Annotated in this window: 24 protein-coding genes; 8 read left to right on the top strand and 16 right to left on the bottom strand. The window is 51.6% G+C overall.

Annotation, left to right across the window (positions count from 1 at the left end):
- Positions 1 to 33 precede the first annotated feature (33 nt).
- Positions 34 to 522: a hypothetical protein gene (locus tag HJG54_RS19720; protein WP_316430857.1), complete on the top strand. Its 489-nt coding sequence runs from the start codon at positions 34 to 36 to the stop codon at positions 520 to 522.
- Between the two features lie 419 nt (positions 523 to 941).
- Here the strand turns inward: HJG54_RS19720 and HJG54_RS19715 are convergent, their stop codons facing one another.
- From HJG54_RS19715 to HJG54_RS19650, 14 genes are all read right to left on the bottom strand, one after another.
- The gene (locus HJG54_RS19715; RefSeq protein WP_316430856.1) at positions 942 to 1,892 is read right to left on the bottom strand and encodes a F0F1 ATP synthase subunit gamma; all 951 of its coding nucleotides are present in this window, start codon (positions 1,890 to 1,892) and stop codon (positions 942 to 944) included.
- A gap of 136 nt (positions 1,893 to 2,028) precedes the next feature.
- Positions 2,029 to 3,534 carry a F0F1 ATP synthase subunit alpha gene (gene atpA / locus HJG54_RS19710; RefSeq protein WP_316430854.1) on the bottom strand — a complete coding sequence of 502 codons (1,506 nt, stop codon included), beginning with the start codon at positions 3,532 to 3,534 and terminating at the stop codon, positions 2,029 to 2,031.
- 61 nt (positions 3,535 to 3,595) lie between these two features.
- Positions 3,596 to 4,153 (bottom strand): ATP synthase F1 subunit delta, encoded by a 558-nt coding sequence (gene atpH / locus HJG54_RS19705; RefSeq protein ID WP_316430852.1) that lies wholly within the window; start codon positions 4,151 to 4,153, stop codon positions 3,596 to 3,598.
- Complete coding sequence (locus HJG54_RS19700; protein WP_316430851.1) at positions 4,153 to 4,683, bottom strand: F0F1 ATP synthase subunit B; 531 nt, start codon at positions 4,681 to 4,683, stop codon at positions 4,153 to 4,155. The genes atpH and HJG54_RS19700 overlap by 1 nt, the downstream gene beginning before the upstream one ends.
- A 118-nt stretch (positions 4,684 to 4,801) precedes the next feature.
- On the bottom strand, positions 4,802 to 5,230 hold the full coding sequence (locus HJG54_RS19695) for a F0F1 ATP synthase subunit B' (protein WP_211623847.1): 429 nt from the start codon (positions 5,228 to 5,230) through the stop codon (positions 4,802 to 4,804).
- Positions 5,231 to 5,435: 205 nt separating this feature from the next.
- Positions 5,436 to 5,681, bottom strand: a complete 246-nt coding sequence (atpE, locus tag HJG54_RS19690; protein WP_035997495.1) for an ATP synthase F0 subunit C — start codon at positions 5,679 to 5,681, stop codon at positions 5,436 to 5,438.
- Positions 5,682 to 5,831: 150 nt separating this feature from the next.
- Positions 5,832 to 6,587 (bottom strand): F0F1 ATP synthase subunit A, encoded by a 756-nt coding sequence (gene atpB / locus HJG54_RS19685; RefSeq protein WP_211628780.1) that lies wholly within the window; start codon positions 6,585 to 6,587, stop codon positions 5,832 to 5,834.
- Between the two features lie 75 nt (positions 6,588 to 6,662).
- Positions 6,663 to 7,124, bottom strand: a complete 462-nt coding sequence (locus HJG54_RS19680) for an ATP synthase subunit I (protein ID WP_316430849.1) — start codon at positions 7,122 to 7,124, stop codon at positions 6,663 to 6,665.
- Between the two features lie 146 nt (positions 7,125 to 7,270).
- Complete coding sequence (locus HJG54_RS19675; protein ID WP_316430847.1) at positions 7,271 to 7,588, bottom strand: hypothetical protein; 318 nt, start codon at positions 7,586 to 7,588, stop codon at positions 7,271 to 7,273.
- Complete coding sequence (locus HJG54_RS19670) at positions 7,585 to 8,511, bottom strand: phage tail protein (protein WP_316430846.1); 927 nt, start codon at positions 8,509 to 8,511, stop codon at positions 7,585 to 7,587. The genes HJG54_RS19675 and HJG54_RS19670 overlap by 4 nt, the downstream gene beginning before the upstream one ends.
- Entirely contained in the window at positions 8,489 to 8,734 is a 246-nt protein-coding gene (locus tag HJG54_RS19665; protein WP_316430844.1) for a hypothetical protein, read from the bottom strand. The genes HJG54_RS19670 and HJG54_RS19665 overlap by 23 nt, the downstream gene beginning before the upstream one ends.
- Positions 8,734 to 9,336 carry a hypothetical protein gene (locus HJG54_RS19660; RefSeq protein ID WP_316430843.1) on the bottom strand — a complete coding sequence of 201 codons (603 nt, stop codon included), beginning with the start codon at positions 9,334 to 9,336 and terminating at the stop codon, positions 8,734 to 8,736. Before HJG54_RS19660 ends, HJG54_RS19665 begins: the two co-directional genes overlap by 1 nt.
- A gap of 150 nt (positions 9,337 to 9,486) precedes the next feature.
- On the bottom strand, positions 9,487 to 9,699 hold the full coding sequence (locus HJG54_RS19655; RefSeq protein ID WP_316430842.1) for a hypothetical protein: 213 nt from the start codon (positions 9,697 to 9,699) through the stop codon (positions 9,487 to 9,489).
- Between the two features lie 53 nt (positions 9,700 to 9,752).
- Positions 9,753 to 10,115 carry a hypothetical protein gene (locus HJG54_RS19650; protein ID WP_316430840.1) on the bottom strand — a complete coding sequence of 121 codons (363 nt, stop codon included), beginning with the start codon at positions 10,113 to 10,115 and terminating at the stop codon, positions 9,753 to 9,755.
- 61 nt (positions 10,116 to 10,176) lie between these two features.
- Here HJG54_RS19650 and HJG54_RS19645 point away from each other — a divergent pair, with 61 nt between their 5' ends.
- From HJG54_RS19645 to HJG54_RS19620, 6 genes are all read left to right on the top strand, one after another.
- Complete coding sequence (locus HJG54_RS19645) at positions 10,177 to 10,983, top strand: hypothetical protein (RefSeq protein WP_316430839.1); 807 nt, start codon at positions 10,177 to 10,179, stop codon at positions 10,981 to 10,983.
- Positions 10,983 to 11,180 (top strand): hypothetical protein, encoded by a 198-nt coding sequence (locus HJG54_RS19640; RefSeq protein WP_316430837.1) that lies wholly within the window; start codon positions 10,983 to 10,985, stop codon positions 11,178 to 11,180. Before HJG54_RS19645 ends, HJG54_RS19640 begins: the two co-directional genes overlap by 1 nt.
- Positions 11,181 to 11,707: 527 nt before the next feature.
- The gene (locus HJG54_RS19635; protein WP_316430836.1) at positions 11,708 to 12,889 is read left to right on the top strand and encodes a hypothetical protein; all 1,182 of its coding nucleotides are present in this window, start codon (positions 11,708 to 11,710) and stop codon (positions 12,887 to 12,889) included.
- Positions 12,890 to 12,901: 12 nt separating this feature from the next.
- On the top strand, positions 12,902 to 14,383 hold the full coding sequence (locus HJG54_RS19630) for a hypothetical protein (protein ID WP_316430834.1): 1,482 nt from the start codon (positions 12,902 to 12,904) through the stop codon (positions 14,381 to 14,383).
- Positions 14,384 to 14,484: 101 nt separating this feature from the next.
- Positions 14,485 to 15,033 carry a phage tail protein gene (locus HJG54_RS19625; RefSeq protein ID WP_316430831.1) on the top strand — a complete coding sequence of 183 codons (549 nt, stop codon included), beginning with the start codon at positions 14,485 to 14,487 and terminating at the stop codon, positions 15,031 to 15,033.
- Positions 15,034 to 15,058: 25 nt separating this feature from the next.
- A complete protein-coding gene (locus HJG54_RS19620; protein ID WP_316430830.1) occupies positions 15,059 to 15,241 on the top strand; it encodes a hypothetical protein in 183 nt (60 codons plus the stop codon).
- Positions 15,242 to 15,395: 154 nt separating this feature from the next.
- On the opposite strand, the gene HJG54_RS19615 is transcribed toward HJG54_RS19620, so the two are convergent.
- Together HJG54_RS19615 and HJG54_RS19610 are read right to left on the bottom strand one after the other, a co-directional pair.
- Positions 15,396 to 15,929, bottom strand: coding sequence for a hypothetical protein (locus HJG54_RS19615; protein WP_316430828.1), 534 nt, complete (start codon positions 15,927 to 15,929; stop codon positions 15,396 to 15,398).
- Positions 15,930 to 16,013: 84 nt separating this feature from the next.
- On the bottom strand, positions 16,014 to 16,379 hold the full coding sequence (locus HJG54_RS19610) for a hypothetical protein (RefSeq protein WP_316430826.1): 366 nt from the start codon (positions 16,377 to 16,379) through the stop codon (positions 16,014 to 16,016).
- Between the two features lie 197 nt (positions 16,380 to 16,576).
- Here HJG54_RS19610 and HJG54_RS19605 point away from each other — a divergent pair, with 197 nt between their 5' ends.
- A complete protein-coding gene (locus HJG54_RS19605) occupies positions 16,577 to 16,765 on the top strand; it encodes a hypothetical protein (protein WP_316430825.1) in 189 nt (62 codons plus the stop codon).
- The last annotated feature ends 2 nt before the right edge of the window (positions 16,766 to 16,767 follow it).

Here is a 16,767-nt window from a genome sequence, read left to right as displayed (position 1 = left end):
GCGTTAGTCATCCTACCCCGTTCTCGTGCATTTATGCTGACCCAACACCATACTCCTGTTTGTCTATCCCTAGCTTCGTTCGACTTGCCCCTCTGGTCGATTGTGGAAACCAATGCCACGCTATACCAGCGCGAGCCAGAGCGCTTTCATGTGCTCTTAACTGAGCCGCTGATTCAAGATGCTCAGATCGGTGCAGGTACGGTTCCCCAGCCCAGTGGTATGTCTACGCCTCGGCTGCTGTGGCTAGAAATCACACCCTACCGGGTGATTATGACGATGCAGGGAAACGGCCATTTTAGCTACCGCCACTTTTGGGAGCAGGGTGTTTATGGCTTGAGCCGTTATTGGCTACAAACCACCGACGTAATGGAAAATAACCAGATCCGCTTGCGCAACTTCACGCGCAGTTTGTTCTTGAAGGGGAAAAAACTGCCCAGCCATTTGCGGGTAGAGTATGAGCTGTGGTCAGAGCAGGTGCAAATTGGGCACTATGTGCTGAATTTGGAAATTCAGTTGCAGTAGGTTGCTCGTGTCACGAATGCAGCAGGTTGTTTTTGAAAACGCGAACTCCCAGGAATATCCTGTCGTTTGCCAAAAACACCTTTTCCCCATCGCTGCGTTCGTTTGCGGTTGATGCGATAGTCTTGGTGTTGCAGGAAGACTGTCATCTTGCGACTGCCCTAGCAGGGGGGTCTCTAAATACTGCTGGTTGAGCAAGGCGCAGTAAGTCTAACTTTTCATCTGGCGGAGCTTCCGGCTGATAGTACAAACTGGAACGCGCAAGCTGCAGCACAATTCCACAAATAGCTGCAAAAAATAACGAGTGCCAAGAACAGGGTCAATCCCCACACCTAGCACTCCTCTGGTTGAAAGTTATGTTGAAAGTTATTGAGTCGAATCAAGGCGAAAGCTGACCTACCCGATCTACCCGGCCTACCCGACTAGCTCAGAGCTTCTGCACCGCCGACCACTTCCATCAACTGCTGAGTAATCGCAGCCTGACGGGCCTTGTTGTAGGACAGGGTCAGCGTCTTGGCTAATTCCTGCGCGTTGTCGCTGGCGTTGCTCATGGCCGTCATTCGGGCGGCTAGCTCACTGGCGGCAGATTCTTGCAGAGCGCGCAGCAACTGGTTATTCAGATACAGCGGCAGCAGCGCATCCAGGATCTGTACCGGGTCTTGCTCGAAAATCATGTCCTTGGCGAAGGGAGCCGGAGCTTGCATCGTTACCTGCTGACGTTCTACCGCAAATTCCCCGCCGCGAGTCGTCAAGCGGAAAATCTCGTCTTCCTGATCGACAAACTCTTCGGGGTCTAGGGGCAGCAGGGTTTGAATCACCGGACGCGAACTGACCAGCGAAACGAACTTGGTGTAGATCAACTCAACCCGGTCCACCGACTCTGACAAAAACAGCGACAGTAGCTCATCGGCAATGTTCGAGGCTTCGGAGGCGGTAGGAATTTGCTCCAGGCCAGAGAAGCTAGCGCTAATCGGCTGATTGCGACGTTGGAAGTACTGAATCGCCTTGCGGCCCACCAGCACCAGCGTATAGTTCAGTCCTTCGGCTTGCAGTTCCTTGATCCGCCGTTCGGCCCGCCGCAGTACGTTGGCATTGTAACCGCCGCACAGACCGCGATCACCTGTCACCACCAGCAGACCGACCGATTTCAATTCCCGCTTCCGCAGCAGCGGTAGGTTGGCCTCTTCAAACCGCAGCCGCGTTTGCAAGCCAAACAAAACCCCGGCCAAGCGGTCGGCAAATGGACGAGTAGCAATCACCTGCTCCTGAGCACGACGCACCTTAGCCGCCGCCACTAGCCGCATCGCTTCAGTAATTTTTCGCGTATTTTTGACCGACTGAATCCGGTCACGAATTTCTTTCAGGCTAGGCATACGTTTAAGCAGTGTTGAGTGTTAAGTTTTGAATTTTGAGTTACAGGAGACAACTTCCTACGCTGCCTAGTTTTGAGTCTTGAGTGAGACCATACACCTCCCAACTCAAAACTCAAAACTTATAACTCAAAACTTTTTATTGAAACCCCTTCTTGAATTCGGTGATGGCTTCCTTCAGGGCCGCTTCGGCTTCGTCGGTGAGTTGCTTCTGGCTGCTGACGATTTCCGTATACTTGCTGGTCTTCAGGTAGTCGCGCAGGCCCTTGACAAAGGCAGTTACCTTTTCTACTGGGATGTCATCGAGGTAGCCGTTGATGCCGGTGTAGATGAGCGCAACCTGGTCCGACACTGTGAGCGGCGAGTATTGGGGCTGTTTGAGAATTTCCCGTAAACGCTGACCACGAGCCAACTGGTTTCGGGTTGCCTGGTCTAGATCCGAGGCAAACTGAGCAAAGGCTTGTAGTTCGTCAAACTGGGCCAATTCCAGCTTCACCTTACCAGCCACTTTCTTCATTGCCTTGGTTTGGGCTGCCGACCCCACCCGCGATACCGAGATACCGGGGTTCACCGCCGGACGCTGACCGGAATAGAACAGGTCAGATGACAAAAAGATCTGACCGTCCGTAATCGAAATCACGTTGGTGGGAATGTAGGCCGACACGTCACCGGCTTGGGTTTCTACAATCGGCAGAGCGGTCATGCTGCCTTCGCCCAACTCAGGGCTGAGCTTAGCGGCCCGCTCTAGCAAGCGCGAGTGCAGATAAAACACGTCTCCGGGATAGGCTTCCCGACCGGGCGGACGACGCAGCAGCAGCGAAATTTGACGATAGGCTTGGGCTTGCTTGGTCAGGTCATCATAGACCACCAGCGTGTGCTTGCCTTTGTACATGAAGTACTCGGCAATCGTTGCGCCGGTATAGGGAGCCAAGAATTGCAAAGCAGCCGGGTCACTGGCGTTGGCAGCCACCACAATCGTGTAATCTAATGCGCCGCGCTCCCGGAAGACTTCCACGACCTGAGCCACCGTAGAGGCTTTCTGACCAATGGCCACATAGACGCAGATCACGTCGCCGCCCTTCTGGTTCAGAATTGTGTCCACCGCAATCGTGGTCTTGCCGGTTTGGCGGTCGCCAATGATCAGTTCGCGCTGACCCCGACCGATGGGGATCATAGCGTCGATCGCGGTAATGCCGGTTTGCATTGGCTCATACACCGACTTCCGCTCAATGATGCCCGGTGCCGAAGACTCAATCAAACGAGTTTCGCTGGTTTGGATATCACCCTTACCGTCAATCGGACGCGCCAAGGCATCTACTACGCGACCGATCAGGGCATCGCCCACCGGAATCGCCGCAATCCGGCCCGTCGCCGTCACCGAGCTGCCTTCCTGAATATTGATGCCATCGCCCATCAATACGGCACCGACGTTATCCTCTTCCAGGTTTTGGGCAATGCCGACCGTACCGTCTTCAAACTCGACTAGTTCACCGGCCATCACTTGCTCTAGGCCATAGACGCGGGCAATCCCGTCACCTACTTGCAGGACGGTACCCACATTGGAAACCTTGACTTCCTGGTCGTACTGCTCGATTTGCTGCCGGATGATGCTGCTAACCTCGTCGGGTCTAATACTAATTGCCATAAGTCCTCTCGCTAAATGGGTTAATGAGTGCTGGAACCAACTTAGAACTCAAACATGCTGGCTAGGCTGGTGCTCCTAGTCGGATACCAATGCGCCGGAGCTGACCGCGTAGGCTGGCGTCAAACACTTGAGAACCAACCTTGATGATGACGCCGCCCAACAAATCGGGATCGACGCGAGTTGCTAACTCCACCTGACTGGCTTGCACGGTTGACATCACCTTTTGCTTAATCGCCTCTTGCTGCTCAGGCGTTAGTTCAACCGCCGAAGTCACTTCCGCCAACACGGTTTGTTTCAACTGCCGCAGCAGGGACTGGTACTGCTCACACACCTGAGGCAACAGCATGATCCGCCCGCGATCTACTAGCAGCAGCAGGAAATTCAGCATGTAGGGATGAATCTGCTCGCCCAGGATCTGACGAATCACCGCTTTTTTCTTCTCGGAATCGATGATTGGACTGGTGACTAGGAACTTGAGATCCTCAGATTCCGCCAACAGGGCTTGCAGAGCCTTGGTGTCTTCGCCAAATGCGTCGGTCAGGTTGTTGGACTGCGCCACCGACATCAGCGCTTGGGCGTAAGGTTCAGCGATTTCGCTAAGGGTCAGAGTAGATTGCATCACGAACCTCCAATCATGGCAATACTGCGGTCGATCAATTGACGTTGCGAGTCTTCACCCATTTGCTCTCTCAGGTGAGCCTCTGCCTTTTGCACTGCCATGGCTGCCACCCGCTGCCGCAGTTCTGCAATCACTCGCTCCTGCTGGGTTGCTAGATCCTGGGCGGCGCTGGACTGCATGCGGACAATATCTTCATCGGCCTGCTTCAGAATCGATTCCCGCAGAGATTGGGCGCTCGCTTCCGCATTGGCCTTGATGCGCTGGGCTTCGGTTTGAGCCTGGGCCAACTTCTGTTGCTGTTCAGCCAAGGCTGCCGCGGCTTCCTTCACCCGACCTTCGGCTTCCTGAATCGCCTGCTCGATCTGCGAGCGACGGTCCGCCAGAACTTTGCCTAGAATATTGCGTCCAAAGTAAACCAACACGCCAATCACAATCGCCAGGTTGATGATGTTGGTTTCTAAAATATTGAAGTTTAATCCAAAACCCCCTTCATGGGCAGCTTCGGCGGTTAGTAATATCAGCGTCCCCATAGGTATCGTCTACTGTAGATAGTTGTTGAGCAAACCGTCAGCTCGTTGATAATGAGTCCGGCCATAGGGCAAAAGCAGTTGGTTAAATGCAGTTAGTTGAACTCAACCCCTGAACCGCTTAGCCCACAGATGCTCCCAAAACCTTGTCGAGAATTTGCCGACTGAGCGCATCCACCTGCTGTTCCAGCGCCTGCATCGCTTCTGCTTTCTGCTGATCCAGTTCTTGCTGGGCTTGCTCCCGTCGGGCTTGGGCTTCCTGCTGGGCTTCTGCTAACCGTTGGGCCGCAATCTTCTGCGCTTCTTCCTCAGCGCTAGCAACCAACGCTTGGGCTTCCCGGCGCGAGGCTGCGAGTTCTTCTTCGTATTGCTGGATCAAACGCTGGGCTTTTGCCAGCCGCTCTTGGGCATCGACTTGATTCGAGCGAATGTAGCTATCGCGCTCATCCAACGTTTTCATCAACGGCTTGAAGAATAGCCGGTTCAGCAGCACCATTAGGATGAGAAACTGAATCGCCATCAAGGGTAAGGTGGCGTCAAAATCAAACATGTTCGGTCTCCGCAGAAGGAACGTTATGCAGGTTGCTGTAGGGTTACGGTCTGGCCGTAGGACAGTAAGCGCTGTGCGTCACAAATCAGACATGCCGAGCAGTTGCTATCAGCCAGTCTCTAGATGGCTAAACGAAATGACTAGACGAACGAGCCGATTTAACCTTTAACCATCGAGCCGACTGCTGATAGCGAGCTGGACTTGCTTAGGCGAAGGGGTTAGCAAACAGAAGCACCAGCGCGATTACCAGTCCATAGATGGTCAGAGATTCCATGAACGCCAGGGTGAGCAGCAGCGTACCGCGGATCTTGCCTTCTGCTTCGGGTTGACGAGCAATACCTTCAACCGCACTACCCGACGCATTTCCTTGACCGATACCAGGGCCAATTGCAGCCAAACCAATTGCGAGAGCAGCAGCAATAACAGAAGCAGCAGCAATAGTAGGATTCATGATTTTCTTCCTTCAGTAAACAAAACAAATGAATGACATGTTCAACTTTTTGGCTTCTGATTTCTCTGACCAGAGGTCAGTATTGTCGGCAGGATAAATCTAGTCCAAACCTACAATTCAGAACTCCAAAACCTTACGTCAGCAAGAGCACTAATGCGCTTCATGCTCCTCTCCACCGTGCCCCTCGACGGCCTCATGAATGTAGGCACCTGCCAGAGTGGCAAATACAAGCGCCTGAATGGCACTAGTAAACAACCCCAATAGCATTACCGGGATCGGCACAAACAGCGGCACTAGCAGAACCAGCACGGCAACGACTAGTTCATCCGCCAGAATGTTGCCGAAAAGTCGGAAGCTGAGGGAAAGGGGTTTGGTGAAATCTTCTAGGATGGCAATCGGCAGCAAAATCGGGGTCGGCTCGACATACTTCGAGAAGTAGCCCAGCCCTCGCTTGCTAAATCCGGCATAGAAGTATGCTAGGGATGTCAGCAGCGCTAGTGCCACCGTGGTGTTGATATCGCTCGTCGGAGCGGCCAACTCGCCTTCCGGCAGCTCAATCAACCGCCAAGGAATTAATGCCCCTGACCAGTTAGAAACGAAAATAAACAGGAACAGCGTACCAATAAAGGGTAACCAAGGACGATATTCCTTTTCGCCTAACTGGTTTTTGGCGATATCGCGCACAAATTCCAGAGCATACTCCATCACGTTTTGGATTCCCTGCGGCACCCGCTGGATATTGCGAGTGGCCAGCACAGAAGCCGTCAGCAAGATCGCAATCACAATCCAGCTCGTGATAAAAACTTGCCCGTGGAGTTTGAGGTTGCCGATTTCCCAATAGAAGTGCTTGCCCACTTCTAATTCAGCCAGCGGAAACGCAGTGAAGGTGTCCAGAAAACTCAGCATTTGCATCAGAAAACTGTCCAAAAATAGTGGACATAAGACACTCTAAAAGCATCTACTCCTGCTTCGTAGAAAGATCTAAGAATAAGGAGTAGATAGGGTCCGAAACATAAAAACGATGAGCGCTGCTTTATAGGTCAGGAAACCCAAAAAAATAGGTAAGATTTCTAGCTGTTGCAGTTGCGATGCCAATACAATGACAGCAACAAACAGTGCCAGCTGCGTCTTGCCTACCTGCTTGCGCTGCCTACCAAGCTGCTCCACGTTTCTAGCCAACATTTTTAAGTAAACCACACCTGTGCACGCGCCAATTAGATAATTGAGCGCAATATTAAGAGAGTAGAAAATCCAAACCGAGAGGAAAATAATTCCTGTTAATATCAGGGTTACTTTCAGCAGGTACGTTTGCAGTTTGTAATATTCCTGCATGGAGGGATTCGGCTCTGGCAGTAAGCTACCAGGCTGATTCTCTGGCGAAATATCGGACTGCAATTCTGTCTCAGGTGTGGTCGGCTCAAGCGGTAGTTCTGACGAGTTCACGGAACCTATAGAACCTAGTTCGGAGTAGTTGGCTGGGTCAAGCTTGACCCTCAAAGATCATAGCACCACCAGGTAACAATCTTGTTACAAGTTAAAAAAATCAATAGGAATTAATACTCAACTTTTTTTGAGAGATTATACTCCTCTCAAGCTGGGCCTCTCCGCTCATAGGTGGTGTTTTTTTGAAGGAAAGCTTCAATTGCATAGATGGTTGCGCCAGTCTCCTTGACTTGCCCAGAGAGGCGTGTGTTTACATGCTCGATTCGCTCTTTGAGGCCATTCGTTAGCAGTTCCATCTGGTCAGTGGCGTGGTCGAACTGAAGCTGAAGCTTGCGGATTTCCTCTTTGAGTTCCAAATCTCGAATCTCAAGCCGAGCAAGGACACATTGAAGCTTGCTGAGAGTGGTCAAAACTGTTGTAACTCCTGTGAGAATGCCAATGCTGGCTGCGATAAGTTCGATCATGGGTTATACCTTTCTCCTGTTGCGATGACAGTGCAGGCCACAAAGGATGGCTGCATATTGTTGTGAGGCTGCCCAGAGCCAGCGTTGCCGGTATTGCTTGCAGTGCGGTGTTGTGAACCGGCAAGCGTGCTCACGGTAAAGCTACCGCCACTGCCTGGACTCATAAAAAATGCTCCCGCTCCGCTGGCTCCTGGGTGGTTGTGGCTGGGCATCTCAGCGGTAGTAAGAGAGTGTGTCTCTGCCCCTAAGGTTTGGGCGATCGCGCGATTGGTGAGGCCAGAGCCTTGACCAGCGGTGATGCGCGTGCGGCCTCTAAGGTCTGGTAGGGTCAACGCTTTGCCCGCGTTCCAATCGCTGCTAGCACTGCTGCCTTTGCTGACCACTGGGTAATGAGGCCAGAGGGCCTTGTAGAGGCGTTCTAAGTGCAGCCCTTTAAAGGTAGCGCTAGAGCCTGAATTTCCAATCGTGCCCCCAGCCGCCACAATCCAGTAGTAGCCGTTGTCATCAGTCCAGCCGCTGCTGCCCACGTTGAAGGCCAGGTCCTTAAACTCACCTGGTAGTGGAGCTAGCAGTAGTGGCGCTTGCCAAATCTCTAGCCGCAGCTCGGTGAACCAGTAGGGCACGCGAAAAAAGGCTCGATAGGGGGGCGTCAGGGTCAGGGGTACCTCAATCAAGCTGTTGCGCTCTAGCTCAATCCGAAGTGGGGGCGTTTCAGCCGTGAAGGTGGATGGCTCAGACTCAATCTCTGGAATCTCCTGCTCAAAGGTGAGCCGAGCTGCCAGCCTCCAAGAGGGTCGAGCTGATGGGCTAGACGCTCGGATGGCAACTTGCCGCCTGGTCAGCCCATCAACTTGAATCAGAGAGTCCACCAACGGGGAGGGGGCCAGTGTGTAGGTTTGGTCAAGAAACTGTGACCAGCTCATCTGTTTCCTCTAGGGCCTCAATCGCTTCTAGGCGCTCGTCATACTCCCCGCCATAGAGATACTCGGTCAGCTCGGCATCGGTGGCTGGTCGCAGCAGACCTGAATCTCGATCCGCCACGAAACAGCACTGCTGGCCCATTCGCTCAGCGACCGCAATCCAATCCGGGGGTAGGGCGGTTGCCAGCGTCGTTTCAAACTCTGGATCACCTGGCAAAATCAGCATTAGCCGAGAACCTTCTCTCGTCCAGCAGTTGACCAGCCAGCAGGCAAGTTGTCAATGGAAGCCGGGTCTACAAAGGTGCTAATCACATCCACACTGCTGCCGGTGATGATGGTTTTCGCCGCTTTGGGTGGTTTTGGAAACCGCGCACCCCACACCAAATCACGGTCGTTTTGATCGGCATCTTCAATTCCTAATACAGCCCGGTCATCCGCGATCTTGTTGTAGGTCACGAGGGGCATTCGCCAAGCGTACTTGACACCATTGAGATCCACATAGACTGCTTTGGAGGCTACCGTGGCTCGGCCACGGCGGATCGTGGGAGCCGTCAGAGAGTAGCCTCCACTTCTGAGGGTCGAAACTTTGCTGATATCGTAGAAAGTGCTATCGATGCCGTCCGCTCGGCGCTTGCTGGCCCGACCGGGTTTAGGGGCGTTTGCGCCAAAGACGAGGCCCACGGGCGGATTAGCTCGATCTACGGCAGTGTGACCGCAGGCCGTCCCCACGGCAGTAGAGACGTTGGTGAGGAAGCCGTATTTGATGCCAGCGCCGGTGAAGGGTGTCACCCAGACTTCCCGGCGGCTTTCGTAGACATTTGCAGGCATAAGTGTTCCTTAGGGTTGCGAGTGTTTGTAATTCAACCCTAGTCAGGGTTTCAGCCACTCGTCATCCCGTGGAAACTACTTAAATGGTGCAGGGCACCCTAAGGGCGCGAGCTTAGCACAGGCACTTCAAAGACATGAAAGCTTTACAATTTAGCCCTTGGTTCCTGTGCTGAGTAGGTAGGTACGGATAGCCATCAGTCGCTCATAGACCTCATCTATTGTGAGGTTATTGTCCCGTGCCAGCCGCTCCAACAGAGAGCCACGAGGTCGGTAGTCATACGGTCGGCCAAAGCGGGTTTTTGTGCGAATGATGGCGCGTCTGGTTCGAGTGCCCAATTGAGGCCACAAAGACATGTCAGCCATAGCACACTAGCGATTTTCTGAGGGTTTCCAGGCGCTTCAATTAAGCGTTGAGATTAGAATCCTGCTGTGGTGGATTCAACGGCGCGAACAACATTTTGGTCTAGCGGAATATCAACACTCACTGTGTAAGTAAATGTTGAATGGTACGAGCCTGTATCAGTATCGTAGAAGGGTGCTCCTGCGGCAGGTGGATTGTAACTGCGAAATTTTGGATTGTTGATAGCATTATGATCTGTTTGCGCTTTACTGCACGCTTCTAAGAATTTAGCGATGAACTCACCCAGTTTTTGATCCGAGAGAGACACGTTAGCTTCACCCATCACCGCTTTGACCGAAATTAAGATATCTCCACCAGAGGCCGTCAGAGAGTTGGCCGGTAGTTTGGCTGCCACATTATTAAAAGTCAAATCAGGCATGAGTTATTTCCTCAGTTTTCAGAGATAATTTTTCCAGTTGTATCAGTAACGTTCCCATTCCATGCAGCAGATTTATAGTCGCTCAGTCAATATCCTGAAGCGGTTTACTGAAAATGAAGGAAATTCCATGTTCTGCATCTACGAGCCGGGGGTAATTACTCCCTGGGACTATTTGCAAACCGTCAGATTTTACGGGTTTATCACCGATCTGCGACTCAGAGTTGACATCGAATCAATTCCTGAGAAGCCATTACCTGATTTGAGTGTGACTCAGAGCCGCACTGAGCGCCTGTCAGCGATGCGCGACATGGAATGGAATAACGAGCGTAAAGAAATTGGTTTGTTTTTAGAAACCTCTGGGCATCCCATCACCAAAATTGCTTCAATTGCCTTGTTGAATCGCGTGCCTTACTATCACGTGAATCTAATGCCTTATTTCACGGATAATGCAGTAATCAACGTGGCAAATGATGCTAGGATTCACGCCTGTATTGAAGATGCTGGGTTTGGGTTGCTGCAAGGTCAGGATGAAGTGGTCATTTTTGGGTCGGTCAAAGAAGAGGTGACGACTTTACCTGAGGACGAACGGCGGATCGAGTTCTGCCAGCCCTACAACTTCACTGTGGGCACCCAGTCGATTCAACTGTTGGCGGCCAATCCTAACCGCCTACAGGCCACAATCGTGAACCGCCACACTTCGGCGCAGGTGTTTTTGAATTATGGTAACACCGCCACCAATGGCGCTGGAATTTGCCTGTTGCCCAATGGAGGCAGCTATGAAATCAACCGCACCAATCCCTATCAGGGCGTTGTCTCTGCTATCAGTAGCGTGTCTGGTGCCACTTTGAGCGTATTGGAGTGTGTTTGATGTTTAGGATCTCCACCTGGTTGCAGAGACCGGTCCCCCTTACCGCAAACGAGCTGTTTTCAGGCGTTCTGGAGCCTGATTTGTGGCACATGACCGAAACCGAGCGGCGCTATCTGCGGGAAGCTAGAGCCGACGCCCGCCGTCCCCAGACCATCATCTTGTTCCAGCCCACGCTACTCAATTTGCTAGATGCCTAATGACCCTTCGACCAACCAACAATGGCACCGCAATCGAGCAAGTATTGGAGCACTGGCGACCTCGAACCCCTCGCACGCGATTCAACCCGCAAGAGCTGATAGAGGAAGATTTGCCCGATCCAAATGGGCTGATTCCTGATTACTTGGTGCCGATTGGGGACACTGGCTTTTACGTCACGCCGATGGAACCGGCCGATCCTACTGATTGCGAGCGCTACCCCGCCTCTCCCTGGTGTGGGGGGCCGGGAATCAGAGCTGATGATGTTGTCGAAAAGCTACCCTTCGCCTACAATCCTGAATTTCAACGCAATTCTTGCGAGGCGTGTATCATCCTCAATCCTTCGCTGTTTTGGATTGCGCTGCCGGAATATCGAGTCTGTTACCGTCAGCAGAGGCCCGAATGCGAGCCACCCTATAGGCCGCCAAAGCCATCCCCACCCCCGCCGCCGCCCCCTGGTGGGAAATTCATCCCGATGCCGTCAACTCCGGGGCGATTCCCTGGCGATGGCTGTAGGGGAGCTACACGCATGAGAGACTACACCGTCAATCGCTGGACGGGTGAGATCTCGTATCGTGAAAATGCCTTTGCCTACGACCACAGCAACGGGCCGTTGTTAGGGATCTACGTTCGAGAAGAAAACAATGGATGGCTGATCGCTAGAGTAGGGATGCTAGGGCTTGATGATTTTGTTTCAGTCGATATCTGGCGGCCCTTCGGCGGGCCTGTTGAGTCTTCGGTGATTGGTGGAGGTCCAGTAATTAGGACGCCTCCACCGGAACCAGTCGCTTTCGTGCCCTCTGTTGTTGATTGCGTCCCCAGCAGGCCGCCCTCTTCCTATAGACCCCCACCCCCAGATCCACCCCCACCGAGGTGCTGTATGTGTTGCAATAGTGGTTCAAACAATAATTCGGATTTAGAAGAGTTGCTGAGGCTGATCGCTTATCGCCTTGGTACTGCTGATTATCCAATCAATACTCCTCAGTGGCTGGTGACGAATGCCGGTGATGGCACTCGAAACCACGAATCGCTGACTCAGTTCAACGTCTGGCTGATGCAGCAACTTGACGCCCTCGCTGGACAGTTCCCGATTGAGATTGAGATTGAGGATGCAGACCCCACAAAAGAGGGAAATCAGAAGAAGAAAGTGACTTTACCGAACATTGCCGAGAGCTTAGCGGAGATCTACGGCCTTACCGCCAAGAGCGCGATTGATAGCGATATGCACACTAGCTTCCTAATGCGGCTGGCTTCAGAGATGATGACCACCAAGATCGCCGCCTTGGTTGCACAGGAGTATGCCAGCGCCAACGCCAGCTATTTAGGCTACAAAGGCAACCAGCGCAAGGTGCGAGTGAACTTTGCTTTCAACCCGACCGAAACCAACAGTTTAGAGGGAATATTGCAGAGTACACAGCACACCATCTTAGGTTGGAGGAATGAAGATGATGAATCCGTTGCCGAGTATATGCAAAAATTGATGTTCAGCGCGGGAATTATAAAGGCTGTATTCTTTAGAAGACGCAGCGACATTGAACGAGTCGTTAGTGAACTAAAAGAGTTGATGCAAGGTGGAAACGGCACAGATGATAAAGAGTGGAAAGAGTTTGAACGCCAAATCAATGACCCTGAGAGTCTGTACAACAAGGGCCAGCCAACAAAGCCAGACTTGGATACTTTGAAAAAAGAGACAGACGATCAGAAGCCTTAATCCTGTTGCCCTATGCCGATCACCGTTGCCCGCGCCAATCTGCTCAGTAACCAAATCCGTCAGAGGCTCAATAATGCGGGTATCACTCGCGTGCTCAATCTTAGCCCAAAGCTGCAATCGAACCAAGAGGATGGGTCAGCTCAACCAGGAGGGATTCTAGGTTTTCTTAGATTCTTGATTCCATTCGCAAAGCGGTTGGGCGGTTTTCTGTCTGGGATTCTGAAAGGAATATCCCTTACCGTGTCCTCTGTTTTTGGCTTGGTTGTTGATACTGTTACGACCTTGGCTAATTTTGATTGGAACGCCAGCGATCGAGAGATTGCCGCTATGATCCGCGCTAACAACATCTCGCTGGCTAGCACCTGGGGTGGGGCAATCGGCTCTGGATTGGGTTGGATTGCTGGTATTGCCGTGGGTTACGGCCTGACGGTGCTGTGCCCGGTGATCGGCTCTGCGAAGCTAGCAAAGCTGGCAGCTGGCGAGACTTCTCTAGAGGCAGCTCAGGAAGTGGGGGCCACGGCGATCAATGCACTGCGGGCCTCGGCTCGCAATTTGGGCGCAAACCTGCTGCTAGCTAGCTATCGGAAGGTCCGCAAGTGGTTCGGCATCAATCCACCGGATGATGCGCCTTCTTGGACAATTGCAGGAAAGATCGAGGAACGTATCGATAACATTAAAAGTGATATCTTTAGAGCTTTTATTGAATCTCTGACAGATGAGTTTTTCGATTCCTTTGTGGAATCTGGATATATATTCGCTTATGAGCTAGATGCTCAAATCGCAGCGGCTAGAGCGGCTCAGTCACGTGGAGTTGAGCGTACAGTTGTGCTGACGCCAGACAAAGAGGCGAAAGAAGAAAAAATTGTGCTCGTGGGACCAGAAGCCGAACTGAAAACAACGGTGCAAACGGCGCTGGTGCAACACCGGCTGATCCACAACCGTGATATCGGCCTGCTGGTTGGACAGCCTGCACAGGACTGGTTCCGGGCACAGACGCAGCGCCGGCAGCTCGTCATCCTCTTCTACGATCGGGAGAAACCGCCCTGGCGTCACCCTAACGGCAAAATCGCGAGATCGGCTACCTACACAATTCCAGACTGTAAGGCCAATCTGAAGTGGGAGGAAATCAAGCGAGCGGCTAAAAGTTACATGTGGGGCCGATTCAGAGCTACAGCCAATCTGTCAAACGGTAGACAAATGGCGGTTTACGGTGCGACTCGTGAAGTGGCTGAAGAGAAACTCAGGGACCTTATCGCTCTGAGTACCGCTCGAATTAGCACTCTGTCAATTACAGAGGAGCGGGATCGCAATCCGCAAATCAAGAAGGATCCTCGGCGTATGTATCCGGCTTTTGCAACTGTGTTGGTGCGACGGCCAACGACCGACGCAACGGGCAGAGCAACTGCTAGCGGTGATATGTTTGAAGAGAGAAAAACACGTTTTGCCCTATGGACTGACAAAGAGCCTGATAACTTCAAAGAGGTAAGGTGGTAAACATGCCGATAAGCAATCCAAGCGTACAATATTTAACGAATAATATAACGAATGAAGTGACGAATAACATAACTCAGTTGATAGCGCCAGCAGTAGGAGTTGTGGTCGCTCGATTCTTTGATATGGCTAGCGGTGTGTTGACTGATGAGAACAGCTATATCTGGCTCGCTTTAGGTGGTGCGACACTTGGAAAACCTGGCTCAACCGCTGATTTGCAAGCTACTAACTTCCTCAAGCTCTATCAGTACCTCTGGCCGTTCACCGTTCTGCCTGTTTCTGGTGGACGTGGCAGCAGTTCGCTTGCCGATTGGAATGCCAATAAACGGCTGACTCTGCCTGACGCTAGAGGGCGAACGATTATTGGCTTTGGGCAAGGATCAGGCTTGACCAATCGCGACCTAGGCCAACTAGTGGGGGCCGAGACACATACCCTAACCCTGGCTCAGATGCCCGTGCACAGCCACCAGCCCTCTGTGGGGTCCTTCTTTGTGTCACCAGGAAGTGGCGGAGCGTTCACCGTGTCCACACAATCCGGAGCAATGCACAATACAACGCTAAATACCAATAGCCAAGGCCAAGGGCAGGCTCACAACAATATGCAACCTTCAATTGTGATGAGCTGGTTCATTTCTACAGGTGAGAAAGGTTAGGGCTGTATACTGAGGTGATTCTCTGATGCTCTCCAATCGCTGCGATTCCGTGGTTCTCACCCCACAACAAGAACAGTTCCTCTCTGAGCTATATGCGTTGTGCCAGCACTATCGGCAGGTTGCAAATGTGGCAGCTCTGTCTGCTGGGCTGTTCGCCGGTGCCTATGTTGTGTTGGTGAATGTCTACCTCGATCAGCCAGAGATTTAGAGAATGGCCTAAATTTGGCCTACATCGCTCGTAGGTTATGGTCTAGAACCCTGATTATTTCTTCAAAACAACTCAGCAGCGGCAACGGAAAAATCCGGGTTGTGGGGTTGCTGGCCTGCTGTTTTCCGCAGGATGTCTAGCTCCAATTCTCTACTTACGAGCGGGCAGCCGTTTCACTTTGCCTAATCGGAAACCAGTGTAGCAAGTAAGCGGCTGACACGAACCATAGCCAGAAAAATCGCATGACTAAGTTAGCGATGAAATCCTTGTGCTTAATGATTTCGATATTGGCAATCATTTCGATACCTGTCTCAGCCGCAATCGTCAACACAAAAATCATCGCTAAGGGAAGTGTGGCAACTGTCAACACAGTAAATTTGTGTAAGTTCACCTTTAGGCTTTTGGCTGGTAGCAACCACTTGGGCGGCTTACTCCATAATATCCAAAGCAACAGACGGAACAATGCTTTGATTGCAATATAGGATATAAATCCTATGATAAACGAAATGATTGAAGCGCCTAAGAATATCAACCATAACGTATCAATCTGAAAATTAACTGCGATTAACCAGAGTACATTTAAGAGGACGTTAATCCAAGCATAGAAAGGAAAAACTATGATACCTAGGTAGGCAAGAACTGATAACCTTGCAGCACTACACCAAGCTCGAAAAGAAGGAAACCACATTGCTAGAATCCTAACTGTGACACAACAAAGCCCCTCTGATCGTCTCAGAAGGGGCTTCATTCATAATTCCCAATCAGTGCGGAGTTATTCCTGTTGTTGCTGATCCTGGTGGGTCTCATCACTTTGTTCAAGAAGCTGATCACGCAACTCTATAAGTTCAGTTAGAGAGTCTTCAGCTTCCTGCCGCTCGCGCTCATACCACTCAATACAAGCCGCAGCATTTTCCACCTGTTTTTCCGCCTGCTGAATCAGACGGGTCAGGATTCCCCCACCAATGCTGAGGATGAGGGACTCAGTTCGCCTCGCCCAATTCTCTCCACCAGCTCCGACTTGCTGATATTCAGTGATTTCGCCATCTGTTCCAGCCCTTGAACGCTCAGATCTGATAGATAGAGCCTTACTCCCTTTCGGTTTGGATATTTGTTGTGCTCTGACTTTGGCATTGCTCATACCTCTAGCATCTCCTCAAAGATAGCAAGATTATGGCTATTATTTTAGAGTCATAATCTTGATTTGAATCAACATTATGGCTACAATTTAACCTAGCCTGAAAAACGCCTCTGAAAATCGTCACAGAAAACCACCCCTCCAGGGTGGGAAATTGTTCTGCTTATTTATTAAGTCGTTGACATAAATGGAAGCAACTTATGAACGAAAACTCTACTTTCAACTGGGCTATCTACCGTAACAATACCGAACACAGTAGAGCAGTCAGCTATCAACAAGTTCAGCAAATCATTCGTCATGCTAGGAGGATTTTCCCCCGCGATAAATTCACAGCCCGTTACAACGGCAAAAACTTAGGCGTTCGCAGGTCAGAGGAATACTGCGGCTAGCG

Source organism: Leptolyngbya sp. NK1-12 (assembly GCF_032598965.1).
Lineage (GTDB): Bacteria > Cyanobacteriota > Cyanobacteriia > Elainellales > Elainellaceae > Elainella.
This window is presented reverse-complemented; position numbering and strand designations above follow the sequence as displayed.

Excerpts from the sequence above, each read along its gene's own strand:
- HJG54_RS19720 (WP_316430857.1), top strand. The coding sequence starts at position 34 with ATGCTGACCCAACACCATACTCCTGTTTGTCTATCCCTAGCTTCGTTC.
- HJG54_RS19715 (WP_316430856.1), bottom strand. The coding sequence starts at position 1,892 with ATGCCTAGCCTGAAAGAAATTCGTGACCGGATTCAGTCGGTCAAAAAT.
- atpA (WP_316430854.1), bottom strand. The coding sequence starts at position 3,534 with ATGGCAATTAGTATTAGACCCGACGAGGTTAGCAGCATCATCCGGCAG.
- atpH (WP_316430852.1), bottom strand. The coding sequence starts at position 4,153 with ATGCAATCTACTCTGACCCTTAGCGAAATCGCTGAACCTTACGCCCAA.
- HJG54_RS19700 (WP_316430851.1), bottom strand. The coding sequence starts at position 4,683 with ATGGGGACGCTGATATTACTAACCGCCGAAGCTGCCCATGAAGGGGGT.
- HJG54_RS19695 (WP_211623847.1), bottom strand. The coding sequence starts at position 5,230 with ATGTTTGATTTTGACGCCACCTTACCCTTGATGGCGATTCAGTTTCTC.
- atpE (WP_035997495.1), bottom strand. The coding sequence starts at position 5,681 with ATGAATCCTACTATTGCTGCTGCTTCTGTTATTGCTGCTGCTCTCGCA.
- atpB (WP_211628780.1), bottom strand. The coding sequence starts at position 6,587 with ATGCTGAGTTTTCTGGACACCTTCACTGCGTTTCCGCTGGCTGAATTA.
- HJG54_RS19675 (WP_316430847.1), bottom strand. The coding sequence starts at position 7,588 with ATGATCGAACTTATCGCAGCCAGCATTGGCATTCTCACAGGAGTTACA.
- HJG54_RS19670 (WP_316430846.1), bottom strand. The coding sequence starts at position 8,511 with ATGAGCTGGTCACAGTTTCTTGACCAAACCTACACACTGGCCCCCTCC.
- HJG54_RS19665 (WP_316430844.1), bottom strand. The coding sequence starts at position 8,734 with ATGCTGATTTTGCCAGGTGATCCAGAGTTTGAAACGACGCTGGCAACC.
- HJG54_RS19660 (WP_316430843.1), bottom strand. The coding sequence starts at position 9,336 with ATGCCTGCAAATGTCTACGAAAGCCGCCGGGAAGTCTGGGTGACACCC.
- HJG54_RS19655 (WP_316430842.1), bottom strand. The coding sequence starts at position 9,699 with ATGGCTGACATGTCTTTGTGGCCTCAATTGGGCACTCGAACCAGACGC.
- HJG54_RS19650 (WP_316430840.1), bottom strand. The coding sequence starts at position 10,115 with ATGCCTGATTTGACTTTTAATAATGTGGCAGCCAAACTACCGGCCAAC.
- HJG54_RS19645 (WP_316430839.1), top strand. The coding sequence starts at position 10,177 with ATGCAGCAGATTTATAGTCGCTCAGTCAATATCCTGAAGCGGTTTACT.
- HJG54_RS19640 (WP_316430837.1), top strand. The coding sequence starts at position 10,983 with ATGTTTAGGATCTCCACCTGGTTGCAGAGACCGGTCCCCCTTACCGCA.
- HJG54_RS19635 (WP_316430836.1), top strand. The coding sequence starts at position 11,708 with ATGAGAGACTACACCGTCAATCGCTGGACGGGTGAGATCTCGTATCGT.
- HJG54_RS19630 (WP_316430834.1), top strand. The coding sequence starts at position 12,902 with ATGCCGATCACCGTTGCCCGCGCCAATCTGCTCAGTAACCAAATCCGT.
- HJG54_RS19620 (WP_316430830.1), top strand. The coding sequence starts at position 15,059 with ATGCTCTCCAATCGCTGCGATTCCGTGGTTCTCACCCCACAACAAGAA.
- HJG54_RS19615 (WP_316430828.1), bottom strand. The coding sequence starts at position 15,929 with ATGTGGTTTCCTTCTTTTCGAGCTTGGTGTAGTGCTGCAAGGTTATCA.
- HJG54_RS19610 (WP_316430826.1), bottom strand. The coding sequence starts at position 16,379 with ATGAGCAATGCCAAAGTCAGAGCACAACAAATATCCAAACCGAAAGGG.
- HJG54_RS19605 (WP_316430825.1), top strand. The coding sequence starts at position 16,577 with ATGAACGAAAACTCTACTTTCAACTGGGCTATCTACCGTAACAATACC.